The 15,176-nt window shown below is 34.3% G+C and carries 13 protein-coding genes, 1 tRNA gene and 1 pseudogene; 9 read left to right on the forward strand and 6 right to left on the reverse strand.

The window, feature by feature from the left end:
- Positions 1 to 4: 4 nt before the first annotated feature.
- Genes fusA through rpsL form a run of 3 tightly spaced genes read right to left on the reverse strand, consistent with a single transcriptional unit; the run spans position 5 to position 2,958 of the window.
- Positions 5 to 2,080 carry an elongation factor G gene (fusA, locus tag OM967_RS03640; RefSeq protein ID WP_211908501.1) on the reverse strand — a complete coding sequence of 692 codons (2,076 nt, stop codon included), beginning with the start codon at positions 2,078 to 2,080 and terminating at the stop codon, positions 5 to 7.
- 21 nt (positions 2,081 to 2,101) lie between these two features.
- Entirely contained in the window at positions 2,102 to 2,578 is a 477-nt protein-coding gene (gene rpsG, locus OM967_RS03645; protein WP_211908503.1) for a 30S ribosomal protein S7, read from the reverse strand.
- Positions 2,579 to 2,583: 5 nt separating this feature from the next.
- Positions 2,584 to 2,958, reverse strand: a complete 375-nt coding sequence (gene rpsL / locus OM967_RS03650; protein ID WP_010406837.1) for a 30S ribosomal protein S12 — start codon at positions 2,956 to 2,958, stop codon at positions 2,584 to 2,586.
- 433 nt (positions 2,959 to 3,391) lie between these two features.
- Here rpsL and prmC point away from each other — a divergent pair, with 433 nt between their 5' ends.
- Both prmC and OM967_RS03660 read left to right on the forward strand, forming a co-directional pair.
- Positions 3,392 to 4,243 carry a peptide chain release factor N(5)-glutamine methyltransferase gene (gene prmC / locus OM967_RS03655; protein ID WP_211908505.1) on the forward strand — a complete coding sequence of 284 codons (852 nt, stop codon included), beginning with the start codon at positions 3,392 to 3,394 and terminating at the stop codon, positions 4,241 to 4,243.
- Positions 4,244 to 4,324: 81 nt separating this feature from the next.
- Positions 4,325 to 4,677, forward strand: a pseudogene (locus OM967_RS03660) (transposase); the annotation flags it as partial.
- Between the two features lie 206 nt (positions 4,678 to 4,883).
- On the opposite strand, the gene OM967_RS03665 reads toward OM967_RS03660, so the two are convergent.
- Positions 4,884 to 5,483: a BON domain-containing protein gene (locus OM967_RS03665; protein ID WP_211908509.1), complete on the reverse strand. Its 600-nt coding sequence runs from the start codon at positions 5,481 to 5,483 to the stop codon at positions 4,884 to 4,886.
- A gap of 256 nt (positions 5,484 to 5,739) precedes the next feature.
- Between OM967_RS03665 and OM967_RS03670 the strand changes: the two genes are divergently transcribed.
- From OM967_RS03670 to lon, 5 genes are all read left to right on the forward strand, one after another.
- Positions 5,740 to 5,821, forward strand: a tRNA-Leu gene (locus OM967_RS03670).
- A 155-nt stretch (positions 5,822 to 5,976) separates the two neighbouring features.
- The gene (gene tig / locus OM967_RS03675) at positions 5,977 to 7,320 is read left to right on the forward strand and encodes a trigger factor (protein WP_264337641.1); all 1,344 of its coding nucleotides are present in this window, start codon (positions 5,977 to 5,979) and stop codon (positions 7,318 to 7,320) included.
- Positions 7,321 to 7,331: 11 nt separating this feature from the next.
- Positions 7,332 to 7,958, forward strand: coding sequence for an ATP-dependent Clp endopeptidase proteolytic subunit ClpP (gene clpP / locus OM967_RS03680; protein ID WP_007301999.1), 627 nt, complete (start codon positions 7,332 to 7,334; stop codon positions 7,956 to 7,958).
- Positions 7,958 to 9,235 carry an ATP-dependent Clp protease ATP-binding subunit ClpX gene (gene clpX, locus OM967_RS03685; protein WP_010406852.1) on the forward strand — a complete coding sequence of 426 codons (1,278 nt, stop codon included), beginning with the start codon at positions 7,958 to 7,960 and terminating at the stop codon, positions 9,233 to 9,235. The genes clpP and clpX overlap by 1 nt, the downstream gene beginning before the upstream one ends.
- Before the next feature lie 15 nt (positions 9,236 to 9,250).
- Entirely contained in the window at positions 9,251 to 11,707 is a 2,457-nt protein-coding gene (gene lon, locus OM967_RS03690) for an endopeptidase La (protein ID WP_264337642.1), read from the forward strand.
- 100 nt (positions 11,708 to 11,807) lie between these two features.
- Here the strand turns inward: lon and OM967_RS03695 are convergent, their stop codons facing one another.
- Complete coding sequence (locus OM967_RS03695; RefSeq protein WP_211908515.1) at positions 11,808 to 13,364, reverse strand: penicillin-binding transpeptidase domain-containing protein; 1,557 nt, start codon at positions 13,362 to 13,364, stop codon at positions 11,808 to 11,810.
- Complete coding sequence (locus OM967_RS03700) at positions 13,319 to 14,155, reverse strand: polysaccharide deacetylase family protein (protein ID WP_211908517.1); 837 nt, start codon at positions 14,153 to 14,155, stop codon at positions 13,319 to 13,321. The genes OM967_RS03695 and OM967_RS03700 overlap by 46 nt, the downstream gene beginning before the upstream one ends.
- Positions 14,156 to 14,275: 120 nt before the next feature.
- On the opposite strand from OM967_RS03700, the gene OM967_RS03705 reads away from it, so the two are divergent.
- Both OM967_RS03705 and OM967_RS03710 read left to right on the forward strand, forming a co-directional pair.
- A complete protein-coding gene (locus OM967_RS03705) occupies positions 14,276 to 14,398 on the forward strand; it encodes a hypothetical protein (RefSeq protein ID WP_264337643.1) in 123 nt (40 codons plus the stop codon).
- 84 nt (positions 14,399 to 14,482) lie between these two features.
- Positions 14,483 to 15,142 (forward strand): JAB domain-containing protein, encoded by a 660-nt coding sequence (locus OM967_RS03710; protein WP_012673223.1) that lies wholly within the window; start codon positions 14,483 to 14,485, stop codon positions 15,140 to 15,142.
- Positions 15,143 to 15,176 lie beyond the last annotated feature (34 nt).

Here is a 15,176-nt window from a genome sequence, read left to right on the forward strand (position 1 = left end):
ACCTTTAATTATACTTTAACTTTAACTCATCAACCACATATTGTGGCACTTGTTCATAACAAGAAAAATGCATACTATACTGAGCTCTTCCCTGAGATATAGAACGCAAAACATTTATATAACCAAACATATTGGCAAGAGGAACCGAAGCAGTAATTATTTTGCTATTATTACCTAAATCCAGCATATCAACAACACTGCCTCTTCTACTATTTATATCACCCATAACATCACCCATATATTCTTCAGGAGTAATGATTTCCACTTTCATTATAGGTTCTAGCATTTTTGGACCAGCTTTATTTGCCATTTCCTTAAAAGCACCTTTAGCAGCAAGTTCAAAAGCCAAAGGACTAGAATCAACATCATGAAAAGCACCATCAAGAAGAGTAGCCTTAAAATCAATCAATGGAAAGCCAGAAATTATACCACCTTCTTTTATCAACTCTAAGCCATTTTGCACTCCAGGTATATACTCTTTTGGAATAGCACCGCCTACAATTTTACTTTCAAACTGAAAGCCAAAACCAGGCTCAAGAGGTTCGAATTTTATTTTAACTTTAGCAAACTGACCAGCACCACCTGATTGTTTTTTATGAGTATAATCAATTTCAACAGATTTAGTGATAGTTTCACGATATGCAACTTGAGGCGCACCAACGTTAGCTTCAACATTAAACTCGCGCTTCATTCTATCAATAATAATCTCAAGATGCAGCTCACCCATACCTTTCAATATAGTCTGCCCACTCTCCGCATTTACTGACATCCTTAAAGAAGGATCTTCTGCAACCAATCTATTCAAAGCAACACCTAATTTTTCCTGATCTGAGGTAGTTTTCGGTTCTATAGCAGTTTCAATAACAGGATCAGGAAATTCCATACGCTCTAATAGTATAGGAAAATCAGATGAACATAAAGTATCACCAGTAATTGTTTTCTTTAATCCAACTAAGGCAACTATATCGCCAACTTTAGCTTCGTTTATATCTTCTCTGTTATTTGCATGCATAAGCAACATTCTACCAATTCCTTCAGTCTCATTCTTTCCAGCATTTAACACAGCAGATTTAGATTTTAACTTACCAGAATAAATACGAATAAACGTCAAGCTACCTACAAATTTATCCGTCATCACTTTAAACGCAAGAGCAACGAATTTCTCTTTTTCTGAAGGTTTGATCTCAATTTTCTTTTCTGAATCTTTAGGATCAGTTCCAATAATTACATCAATATCAATAGGAGAGGGTAAAAAATCAACCACACCATCTAAAAGTGATTGCACGCCTTTGTTTTTAAAAGCTGACCCACATAATACAGGGACAAATTTTCTTTTAATGGTCCCATTTCTCACACACTTTTTCAATAAATCAATTGGCAGATCGTTAGATTCAAAGTAAGTATTTATCGCCTCATCATCCATTTCAGCTGCAGCATCTAATAAAAGATTTCGATACTCTTGAGCCTTATCAAGCAAATCGGAAGGAATATCTTCATAAGAAAATTTAGCGCCTAATGTTTCTTCTTGCCATATAATAGCTTTCATAGAAATAAGATCGATTATGCCTTTAAAATCTTTCTCACTTCCTATTGGCAACTGAATAACTAAAGGTGATGCGCCAAGCTTTGTTTTTATCATATCGACACATCGATAAAAATTTGCCCCGATTCTATCCATTTTATTAACAAAGCAGATACGAGGAACGGTATATTTATCAGCTTGACGCCAAACTGTCTCAGACTGAGGCTCAACTCCAGCAACTCCATCAAATACAGCAACTGCACCATCCAAAACCCTCAAAGATCTCTCAACCTCAATAGTGAAATCAACATGACCAGGAGTATCTATTATATTAATCCTATGATCATTCCAAAAACATGTTGTTGCAGCAGAGGTAATTGTAATGCCACGCTCCTTCTCTTGCTCCATCCAATCCATAGAAGCCGCACCATCGTGCACTTCACCAATCCTATTTTGTTTACCAGTATAAAATAAAATACGCTCTGTTGTGGTGGTCTTGCCAGCATCTATATGAGCCATTATTCCTATATTTCTATACCTAGATATTAAAACTTCCATACCACAATCAATCAGCTAATATTAAAAACGAAGATGAGAAAATGCCTTATTAGCTTCAGCCATTTTATACTTTTCTTCACACATCTTAAATGCACCACCACATTTATTATAAGCATCTAATATTTCAGACTGCAAACAATAAATAGTAGTTCTACCGCTCTTTTTTCGAGCAGCAGAAGTTGCTCTAGCAATCCACCTTAATGCCAAAGAAATTGCTCTATCTTGACGAATTTCAACAGGGACTTGATAAGTTGCACCACCAATACGCCGAGAGCGTACTTCTATAGAAGGGGTAACATTTTCTACTGCTGTTTCAAAAATTGATAAGGCATCTTTGCCTATTTTCTTTTCAGCTAAGGACAAAGCACTATAAGCAATCTTTTCTGCAATAGATTTTTTACCACATTTCATAATTATATTAATAAAACGCATAAGCAAGACACTACCATAACGAGAGTCAGGGCTTGTTCTTTTTTTTGCTTTATTACGACGTGCCATAAATTTTAACCAGATTTCTTTACACCATATTTTGAACGAGCTTTCTTTCGATTTTGCACACCACGCAGATCAAGAGCACCTCTTATTATGTGATAACGTACACCCGGCAAATCCTTAACTCGCCCACCACGTATTAAAACAACGGAATGCTCTTGTAAATTATGACCTTCGCCAGGTATATAAGCCGTCACTTCACCGTATCCACTAATCTTTACTCTAGCTACCTTACGTAGTGCTGAATTAGGCTTTCTAGGAGTTGTAGTATATACCTTAGTGCAAACACCCCTTCTTTGAGGATTGCATTTTCCCAAAGCTGGCACCTTCTTCTTGCGAGTTAACCCTGATCTACCTTTACATATTAATTGATTTATCGTAGGCATATACTGTAAATTTAAAACTCTGAAAATAACTAAGTCTTAGTTATAAAATAATAAACCTCAATAGTCAATATAAAAATAAACATTACTACTCTAATAATCTCAGCCTAATTGCTTTGAAAGCTACCGATAATTATATGCTAAAGCGCATATTGGTTTTAATATTAAGAAATTATCACTTGCTGTGGTCGAATTAATATAGATATGGAACAAGTAATATACTGTGATAGCTATCAAAGAATATGCAGAAAATAATCCTTATAATAGAGCCAAGAGCTTCTAACATTAATGCAAAAATACTAACCGAATTACCAGTAAAGCCAGATGATTTTTACAATCCTACTCTTGACACTTAGATTTAATGCAGCTACCCTAAGTTCAAAATTCTATACTCAATTTTGCTGTTCTTGTATACAAGGAACACGTTTTTAGAATAATGAAAACAATCAGCGCTTTAATTAAAGAAGGGTCAAAGCTACTATCATCACATAGAATTGAATCACCACATTTGGATTGTGAAATCATCATGCAGTACGTACTTGGAGTAGAAAGATCATTCACAATCATGAATCACACCAATCAGGTACCAAGAAACAAAGAACTTCTATTCTGGAAATTAACAAAAAAAAGAGCAGAAAGATATCCAATATCGCAAATAATAGGTAATCGTGAATTCTGGAGTAAAAATTTTATAGTTAACCAACATGTTCTAGATCCAAGACCAGATAGTGAAACAGTAATTTCAACAGTGTTAAAATATTACCAAAATAAGAAGCAAAAAATAAAAATTGCAGATTTTGGCACAGGCACAGGCTGTTTGTTGATCTCCATACTTAGTGAGTATGAATATGCTATTGGAGTTGGTTTTGAAAAAAGCCTGGAAGCATACAAAATTACCTGCCAGAACACAAAGAAACATAATCTTCTCAACAGAGCTAAAATATTTCCAAATTCGTGGACAGAATGTAGAGATTTATTTGATCTCATAATAAGCAATCCTCCATATATCAAAAGAAGTAAGTTAAAAGATCTGCAAGCTGAAGTACAAAAAGAGCCAAGAATTGCTCTTGATGGTGGTATCGATGGATTGAGCTGTTACCTGAGTATTTTTCCAATATTGAAAAAGTGCCTTAAAAAAGATGGGTTTGCGATACTGGAAATAGGCGAAGATCAAAGCAATATTGACAAAATAATACCCTTATATGGACTGGCTTTTCAGGAATACGTATACGACTTGGCTGGAATGAAAAGATGCATTGTTGTAAAGCAAGATAAAGAACATGACTAGTAGAACGCTAGCTTTCTAAGAACCTGTTCATAATCTCAAGAAAGGCATAAAGTAAGAAATAGAGTGTATAAATTAGGATATATGAGGAGTGTATACCCAAGTGACATAAGTCGAGAGAAGTTTGAGATTATTTCACCAGATCTGGAGTCTTGTGGAAAAAACAAAACCAAGAAAACTTGATTTGTATGATATATTTTGCGGAGTATTGTACACCCTAAAAAGTGGTTATCAATGGAGGATGCTACCAAAAGAGTTTCCAAGACGGCGCAATTGTTATGATTATTTCAAAAATGGAGTGAAAAAGTAAAAGGAAAGAAAAAACCAGCTTTTGCATAATTGACGCTCAGAGTGTAAAGAACGCAGACACTGATGAAGAAAAAGGCTATGACTCTGGTAAAAAAATCTCAGGAATAAAACGCCATATCGCACAAGATATAGATGTTTGCTATTTATTCTTAAGCTTATTTAAATAGCATTTTACTTTTTTTAGTATGTAGAGATTTTCTAGGAATTATTCTATTGAATTCTATGATATTATTTTTTGTAACATTGTTATACATACCATAAGAGTGAACTGACGAAATTTCTAAAGGAGTTTTATGGCTTAGCTACATGATACTGACACTCAAGTAAATTTTCATCAATGACGCAATTTGCTATGTCTATATCTCACATAGCTTACAACTTGCTTTACTCCTTTTACTTTTCTTGCAATTGCTATTACAGCTTTTAATTCCGCCTTATTTTGAGCTATACCCATCAAATAAACGACTCTATCAACTGTATTAACGCTATAATTAATTGATTTAATATTTCTTTTTCCCAGAAGCCTCGTGCTTATCTCTGCTGTTATCATACCATCCACAGTAACATCTAGCATAGAAGACATTTTAATTGGTGTAACTCTTATTTCATTTATCACTTCTTTAATCTCTTTTTGCTGCCAAGCTATTTTCTCTGCCGTGAGTTGCTTTTCATGATTATCAACATTTCCAATGAGTAATACTCTTCCTTCACTCACTTTAACTTTTATAGATGAGAATAGTCCGTGTTTTAAGAGTCCCTTATTGATTCTTATTACTATAGTTGTATCATCAATAATGTTTCCCAAGGATTTATCTTGCATTGTTATTGCTGTAGCCGCTGCAGTTGCTGTTACCACTATACCACTCACAAGAGTCGTACAGCCACTCTGTGTAATCAGAAAAATTGCGAGTAAGAAGCTTGCTATTAATCTCATTATTAATCTCCAGAGTTTAGAGCTTTAATTAAAGAATATTAATAAGCTTTTTTTATTGTGTAAATACTATAAATTGAATAAGCCTTGAATATTTCTAAGACAGTACTTATCTTAATAATGTTAGTTAAAGTAATTCAGGCTTAGATTCATAGTGGAGTTAACCAGTATTATAAGTTCAGTCTGTAGTATTAAAATCTAATCTTTAAATTGCATAAGATGATAGAAGTGGTTATCTATAAGTTAATGAAGGGTTCTTGCGGATATGGCGAAATTGGTAGACGCGCCAGGTTTAGGTCCTGGTGAGCTTGCTCGTGGGGGTTCAAGTCCCTCTATCCGCACTTAAAGTCATGTAACTCAGGTTTTAAGAGAAAATTTATAATTACTAAGTACACTTTTGTTTGTATAAGAACCTGTTCTTAAGGATTGTATTTAACTTAAATTCTGGTAAAATGGCTTTATTAAAACATAAATAAAATATTGATAACAGGTTGTAATGTCTAGTAATATAACTCAAAATGCAGTCGAAGCAGATACATTAAGTAATATATATACCTATAAGGAACTTAGTGTAGATAAACTAAAGTATGAGTATGAAATCACAGTTAGTAGTGATTATATAGAACAAAAGATAAACTCTAGATTACAAGAAATAGCGAAGGATGCAAAACTGCCTGGATTTAGATCTGGAAAGATGCCTTACGATCTTGTTGTTACAAATTATAAAAACGAAGCTTTGGAATATGTGATAAAAGATACGATTGACTATTGCTCAAGTGATTTAATGAAAAAAATCGAAGTTAAGTCTCACATCCATCCTAAGGTTGATATTATGTCATTACCAAACCTGGATAAAAAGGATGAAAAAGGCGACTTTCTGTACAAATTATCTTTTGAATCGATGCCAAAAGTGCCAGTAATAGATCTTGATAAAATAAATTTGAAGAAAGTTAAGGCAAAAATCAAAGAAGGAGACATAAAAGAATTTATTGATTCTATAAAAACAAAATTTCCTAACCTTGTCTCTGTTAATGATGCTTCTTATCAAGCAAAAAACGAGGATAAACTGATAATTGACTTTGAAGGGCGAATTAGAAATAAGCTCTTTCAAGGTGGAAGTGGCAAAAATTTTACTGTTAATTTAGGATCTGGAACATTTATAAATGGTTTTGAAGATCAATTAATTGGCATGAAAAAAGGGGAAACAAAAAGCTTTAAGTTGAGATTTCCTGAAGATTATCAGGTAATTTCCCTTGCGGGGCAGGAGGCTGCTTTTTCTGTTCGAGTTAATGATATTCAGATTGCCAAAGATTTGCAAAGTGATAATGAAATAGCTAGGAGAATTGGTTTTGAAGATCATTCTTCGCTAATAAATCATGTAAAAGAAGTAATTGATAATCAGTGTAAAGAAATGGGAGATCTCTTAATTAAGAAAGAGCTATTTGATTGTTTGGATGCTAGTTATAGTTTTGATTTGCCTATAGAAGTAGTAAAACAGGAACAGCAGAGAGTGGAAAGAGAGTTGAATGCTAAAGATGATTCTTGTAAAGAAGCTGAAAGACGCGTAAAGCTTGCAATGCTATTTATGGAGTTCAGTAAAGAACATGAAATATCATTAACTCAAAGTGATATTATGAATGTTATTGTAAATCAATATGTCAGTAAAGATGTATCATTTGACAGAGTATTTAAACATTTTAAATCAGACGGACAATTTCAGGAATTAGTTAGAGGGCAAACGCTTGAGTATAAAGTGATAGATTATATGATAGAAAAAGCTAGTAAAGAAGAACAGATTGTTTCTGTGAAAGAATTAAAGGAATTATTTGATAATATTTGATAGGAAAAGGTATGACTCTTATACCAATTGTAGTTGAACAAACTAGTCGCGGTGAGCGGGCTTATGACATATATTCAAGGCTAGTAAAAGAAAGAATAATTTTCGTAACTGGCCCTATTGAAGACAACATGGCCAGCGTAATAGTAGCACAGCTTTTATTTTTAGAATCGGAAAATCCCGATAAAGACATTTGTATGTATATTAACTCACCAGGTGGTGTTGTAACTGCTGGTTTGTCGATCTACGATACAATGCAGTATATAAATCCAGACGTTTCAACTTTGTGTATAGGTCAAGCTGCATCTATGGGTTCTTTGTTGCTTACAGCTGGTGCAGAGGGTAAACGTTACTCGCTACCTCATTCAAGAATTATGATACATCAGCCATCTGGTGGTTATCATGGGCAAGCAACTGATATAGAAATACATGCTAATGAAATTTTGCGAGTTAAGAAAAAATTAAATCAAATTTATGAAAAACATACTGGAAATTCACTAAAGAAAATTGAAGAAATGATGGAAAGAGATAAATTCATGGATCCTGAAGAAGCAATGAAAACTGGCTTAATTGACAGAGTAATAGCTGAGCGTAAAGATATGAAGATTGAAAATATTAAAGTTAAACAAAAGGTAGTTTAATGGATAACAATAATGATTTACACTACTGTTCTTTTTGTAACAAGGCACAAAACGAAGTAGATAAATTGATTACTAACTCTTCAGATGGTTTAAAGGTGTTCATTTGTAATGAATGCATAGAGTTATCCCATAAAGCAATAAGTCAAAAGAAAGAGAGAGCTTTTAATTCAGATCATATATCTGATATGAAGCTATTACTAAAGAAACCTGAAGATATAAAAAATTTTCTTAGTAAGCATGTTGTAGGTCAGGAACATGCGCAACACGTTTTATCTGTGGCTATGTATAACCATTGTCAATCCATGGTGCAACTTCATTCTATAAGTGATATTGAAATTGAGAAGTCAAATATAATGCTTATTGGCCCTACTGGTTCTGGTAAGACTTTGCTAGCAAAAACACTTGCTAAAGTTTCAGATGTGCCATTTGCTATGGCCGATGCGACAACTTTGACTGAGGCAGGTTATGTAGGTGATGATGTAGAAAGCGTGTTGTCACGTCTATTACAAGCTGCAAATTATGATGTTGCAAAGGCACAGCATGGTATAGTGTTTATCGATGAAATAGACAAGATCACAAGAAAGTCTGAAAGCGCTTCAATAACCCGTGATGTTTCAGGTGAAGGGGTCCAACAAGCTCTACTAAAAATCATGGAAGGTACGGTTGCTTATGTTCCTCCACAAGGAGGGCGAAAACACCCGCAACAAGAGTTTATACAAGTAGACACTAGTAACATACTATTTATTTGTGGAGGAGCTTTTGAAGGCCTAAATAAAATTATTGAGGCAAGAAAAAAGGGAACATCAGTTGGCTTTGGAGCGGATATAAGTCAGTCTAAAGCACAAAAGAAAAAAAATGCTTTACGCGATGCTCAACCTGAGGACTTAATCAAATTCGGTTTGATACCCGAATTTGTAGGACGGGTTCCAATAACTGCCGTTCTAGATGAGCTTGATCACGAGGATTTAATACATGTGTTGACAGAGCCAAGAAATGCGCTAGTAAAACAATATAAAGCATTGCTTGCATTTAGTAAAGTAAACCTTGAGTTTTCAGATGAAGCAATATCAGCTATTGCTAAAAAAGCTATAAGCTATAAAACAGGTGCAAGGATGTTACGTGCTATCTTAGAGTCACTTTTGCTTGATGTTATGTATATATCCGGCAACGGAGGTTTTGAAGGTAGCACTATAACGGTTACTAAGAAAATGGTAGAATTAGGCAAAGCGACGATTAATCATAATAATAAGGGTAGTGTTATAACGGTTAATGATTAATTTGAGGCATATATTATGAATATTGGACATGCTGTAAACTTTAATTCTACTGTATTACCAGTATTACCTCTAAGAGATGTAGTAATTTTTCCAAATATAATGTTGCCTTTATTCGTAGGTAGAGAAAAATCTGTTCATGCACTAGAGTATGCAATAAGTAGCAGTAGTCACCAAAACGAGATTTTTCTCATAGCACAAAAAGATGGTTCTATTGATAATCCAGAGCCAGAGAATCTTTATGAAGTAGGCGTGTTAGCAAATATTATACAACCATTAATAAAACTGCCTGACAATGCAGTAAAAGTCATGATTCATGGGGTAAGAAGGGGAAGAGTTATAGAATATATTAGCTCTCACACTTTGTTAGAGGCCAGAGTAGCGTTGGATGGTCATTATGAGTATGGAGAAAATGAAGACAATATTGATTTAGAAGCTTTAAGGCGTTCTGTTATAGATGCATTCGACAATTGGTGTAAACTAAGCAAGAAAAGTCGGCCCGAGATTATTATTGACCCCATTGATCAAGTTAAAGAGGTTAATCAAATTGTAGATATGATAGCTTCGCACTTAAATATAAAGGTATCAGATAAGCAAAACATACTTGAAGTTTATAACCCAAAAGAGCGTTTAAAAAAAGTTTTTGCTCTTATTGAGAGAGAAATAAGTATTTTGAGTGCACAAAACCGCTTGTATAAGACAATTAAATCACAGGTTGAAAGTACTCAAAGAGTTTACTACCTTAATGAGCAATTAAAAGCTATACAGAAAGAATTAGGTGAGTTTGAAAATGGAGATGAAGGGAATATACTCAATGAATTTGAAAAAAAGATAAATGAAACAAAGCTTTCTGAAGAAGCAAAAGAGAAAGCCATAACTAACTTAAAGAGATATAAGAAAATGAATCCCATTTCTCCTGAAGCAACAGTTATATCTAGTTACTTGCATTGGTTGCTTGATTTACCATGGAGAAAGTACAAAGATGCAAAAATTAACTTAAATGCGGCTAAAAAAATCTTAGATGAAAATCATTATGGCATAGAGAAAGTAAAAGATAGAATAATAGAATTTTTAGCAGTATTAAAGAGAGTAAAAGAGATAAAGGGTCCTATACTTTGCTTAGTTGGACCACCTGGTGTTGGTAAAACTTCTTTAGCTAAGTCTATGGCAAAAGCAGTAGGAAGAGATTTTGTTCGCATATCTCTTGGTGGTATACGTGATGAGTCTGAAATACGAGGACACAGGAAAACTTATATTGGCTCAATGCCTGGTAAAATCATTCAACACATGAAAAAAGCTAATTCATGCAACCCGCTTTTCCTTCTTGATGAAATAGATAAGATGGGTTCTGATTCGCGTGGTGATCCTGCATCTGCATTACTTGAGGTTTTGGATACTGAGCACAATAAACATTTTACAGATCATTACTTGGAAGTTGAGTTTGATCTTTCAAGTGTAATGTTTGTAGCCACAGCAAATAGCTTAAATTTACCGCATCCTTTGCGTGATAGGATGGAAATTATACAATTATCTGGGTATAACGAAGACGAGAAGATCAGTATTGCTACACATCACCTTATTCCAAAATTAAAAAAAGAGCATGGTTTGCATCAGAAGGAGTGGGAAATAACCAATGAAGCATTATACGAGTTGATACGTTTATATACACGTGAAAGCGGCGTGCGAAGCATGGAAAGGGAACTTGCAAAACTCATGAGAAAAGCAGTTAAAGCAATATTAACTGATAAAAATAAGAAAATATCTGTAGAGATTGGTAATTTACAAGATTATCTAGGGGTACGTAAGTATACCTTTGGCATTGCAGAAAATGAGAGTTTGGTAGGGATAGTAACTGGTCTTGCCTATACTGAAACAGGTGGTGATATTTTGATGATAGAGTCAGTCCTAATTCCTGGTAAAGGGGAGATAAAATATACAGGAAAGCTTGGAGAAGTTATGCAAGAGTCTATAAAAGCTGCGTATAGTTATGTGCGATCAAATTGTTTATTTTTCGGTATAAAGCCCGAAAAATTTCAAAATAATGATATACATTTGCATGTACCTGAAGGTGCTGTGCCAAAAGATGGTCCCTCTGCTGGCAGTGCAGTATGTACGTCTATTGTTTCTCTCATGACAAATATATCAGTTAACAAAAGTGTTGCTATGACAGGCGAAGTAACATTGCGCGGTAGAGTTTTGGCTATCGGGGGCTTGAGAGAAAAATTGCTTGCTGCGCTAAGAGGATCAATCAAAACTGTGATTATACCAAGTGAAAATGAGAAAGATATGCAGGAGATTCCCGCAAATATTAAAGAAGGGATCAACGTAATTTTTGTTAAGAATATTGATGAAGTTATAAAAATTGCTTTAACTCGCCCTATTACTTCAATTGATGGTGATAGTCAAAATAGTCTACCTTCCTCCATAGAAAATAAAGATAGTACCTTCTCTGCGTTAGAAACATTAAAGCACTAAATTGAAAAGGTTTATGCAATTTTCGTTTCTTTTTTTTTAACCTCAAAGCTCTGATTTGAATACATAAATTACAAGTAACATATATGGCAATTTCATAAGTTCATTTTTCAAGCATATATTGCAATATCTCACTAGCAATTGCAACATCTTGGCGTGGAGTTTTGCCATGTTCTATAAACACTGAGATTGCATAGCGCGGATCATGGTAGGGGCCATAAGCGATAAACAATTTATGACTTTCACCTTTAGAGTTTATCTCTGGTGTACCGGTTTTGCCAGCAATTTGTATACTGCCTAGTCCTTTTCTATAGTTAGAATTCACCACGTCAAACATAGCTTTTCGAACTACACTAAGATGCTCATGATTCACATCAATATCAAGAAAGTCTTGCCCTGGTTTACTCATCTCAATGTGGGGAATTACCTCCTTTCCTGTTGCAACCCTCGCTGCAAGAACCGCAAGCTGTAATGGCGTTGTAAGTAAATACCCTTGTCCTATAACTAAGTTAATGGTATCACCTAAATACCACTCTGAATATAGCTTGCGTGCACGCCAATCCACATCAGGCAACAATCCCGGAGCTTCTTCCTTAAACATTCCAATTAATGGTCCACTTCCTATACCAAATTTGCTAGCCATTTCTAGTAGAGAATCTACATTTATTTTTTTTCCTATATTATAAAAGTAAGTGTTGCATGAGAAGGCCATTGCCTCGTTTAAAGATACATATCCATGGACTTTGCTTTTTAGGCAACGAAATTTTCGTTCACCTATTTTCATATATCCCCTACACGAGAACTTTTCTTCTGGTGTTATTATTCCATCTTTTAAACCCGCAAGCGCATCTATTATTTTAAATATTGAACCAGGTGGAATTTGATATGATAATGCACGGTTTACAAGCGGTAATGAAGGATTGTTTAAATTTTTCCAAGTTTCATTTGATAATCTGCTAGTGAAAAGATTATTATCGTAAGAAGGTGAATTATATAATGCTAAAATTTCTCCGTTATTTACATCAATTACCACTGTGGAACCTTGGTGGTCTTTAAATATCTCTGCAATTTTCTTCTGTAAATCAACATCAATTGTTAGCTGTATATCTTGTCCATCTTGCTGCGGTATGCTAGATAACTCTCTCATGATACGCTTCTTAGAATTTATTTCCTGCTCAGATTTTCCGGTCTTGCCTTTTAATACATGATCATATGTATATTCAATTCCACTAACCCCTGCTTCATTTATGTCTTGCTGTTTTTTTGTATATCCGATTATATGAGAACATATCGAACCAAACGGGTAATAACGTTTATAAAGAGCAGTTATTTTTGTATCTGATGATTTTGTTGTATCAGGTTTAATTTCTGATAACATCTGCAAATCAACTTCCCTAGTAAAGGTTTTTTGCCCATCAAATAAAACAATATACGAAATTTTGTTTACTGCGAGTTCAACGCTATTCCTATCCAAAATCCTGCCTCGTTTAGGCACAATAGTAACAACTTTTGTCCTATTATTATTGGATAGCACTTCATATTTTTGTCTATCTCGTACTTGTAAAGTATACAACCTATAACTAAAAATAGCAGAAATAGTAAGCTGAATACCACCTAATATGAATGCCCTGCGGTTGAAGACCTTGTTTTTTGTCCACATAGAATTCCTTTAGAATGCACTCCTTCTCCTTTTATTGGCATATTTCTAGCTTTCACCACATCACAAATCCTCTTTTCCCAATCACTTAAGGTAACAAGCTCATAACCCCATTTTTTTAGTATTTTAATAATCTGAGGTAAAGCTTCAACTGTATTTGATTTGTTATCGTGATCATGGAACAATATAATCGCTCCATTATGTACATTGCTTAAAACTCTTTCAACCAGAATCTCTGATTTATCGCCTTGCCAGTCCAGAGAATCAACTGTCCATAGTATGGAACACATATTTAATCGATTAGTATTTTCGATCAAATTATCATTGTGACATCCATATGGTGGACGAAACCATTTTACATTCTGTTCTGTTGCATTTTTAATTGCCACATTTGTCTTTTCCAGTTCTTGCAATTGCTCCTCACTTGAAAGTGATGTCAACTTCCTATGCGACCAAGAATGATTACCTAATTCATGACCTGCTTTATGGATTTTGTTTACTATTTCAGATGTTTTTTTATTTATACGCTCACCAAGCACAAAAAATGTCGCTTTTGTTTCATTGCTCTCTAGAATATTAATAATATCTCCTGCTCTATTATAAGACGGTCCATCATCAAACGTAAGTGCAACGAACTTATCTTTGTTATTCAATAATTTCTTTATATTACTTAAATTTCTATATGATAGATCCAAATCACAACTGAGCCCACGATATGGTAAGTTAAAGTTACAATCACTACAGAAAACTGCGCTTGAATATAGCAAAAGAAAAGCGATTATTCTTATAAACATATATAATCAGCAAAGTGATAGAGTACTACACTTTTTTGCTAAATTAAACCACTTTTAACAGCTACTGTTTACTTCGTTACTTTATCAATATATTATATTAATAACTTTATATAATATAGTATGATTGCAAATATAAATACCGTTGCACTTCAGGGAACCAGCACAGTAAATGTTAATGCACAAATTCACATGGCAAATGGTATTCCAGCTTTTAAAGCAACAAGGACAACATTGCAAATTTAGAGTTCAAAAGGGTTATTCCTCGAGAACTACTGCGTCAGAAAGCTGGCGTTGAATTTGTATATAATGTTGACCTTGGAGGTTTTTATGAATAATAGTGAGAGAAAAGAAAAATTGGAAACTCGCATTTTATCAAGTAGAGGCAGGTCTTTACTTGACCATGAGCTACTGGAACGTACTCTATCTGAATGTGAAGAAGGAAGAGAAGTGGCCAAAAAGCTAATAGAGCTCTTTAGTAGTTTAGGAAGGGTAATTAACGCTGACTTTCATGAGCTAAAAAATGTTACAGGAATGAATGATGGAGCAATAGCAAGTATCTTTTGTCTGAAAGAGATTTTCGATAGGATACTGAAAGGTAAGTTAAAAAAGCTGTCGATTCTTGATAACAGAGAAGAGCTACTAAAATACTTTAAAACAGCAATAGGGCAGTCACGAAAGGAAAGCTTGCGAGTAATATACTTAGATCGAAGTGGTCATTTGATATACGAGTATATTCAAGACTGTGGAACTATAGACAGAGTACCTCTATATGTGAGAGAAATAATCAAACAGGGATTACTGATCGATGCATCATCTATTGCAATTTCACATAATCATCCAAGTGGAGATACAGAACCATCAAAGGAGGATGAGGATAACACACTTACATTAGCTGCAACCTGCGAAAATGTAGGAATGAAATTAATAGATCACATAATCGTAACACAGAAGAGCCACTTTAGTTTTTATGATAGTGGTTTATTGTAATCTGTAGACCGGAAGGAAAGTTCTCCAACTTTCC

It is taken from the genome of Wolbachia endosymbiont (group B) of Dolichovespula media, assembly GCF_947179505.1.
Taxonomy (GTDB): Bacteria; Pseudomonadota; Alphaproteobacteria; order Rickettsiales; family Anaplasmataceae; genus Wolbachia.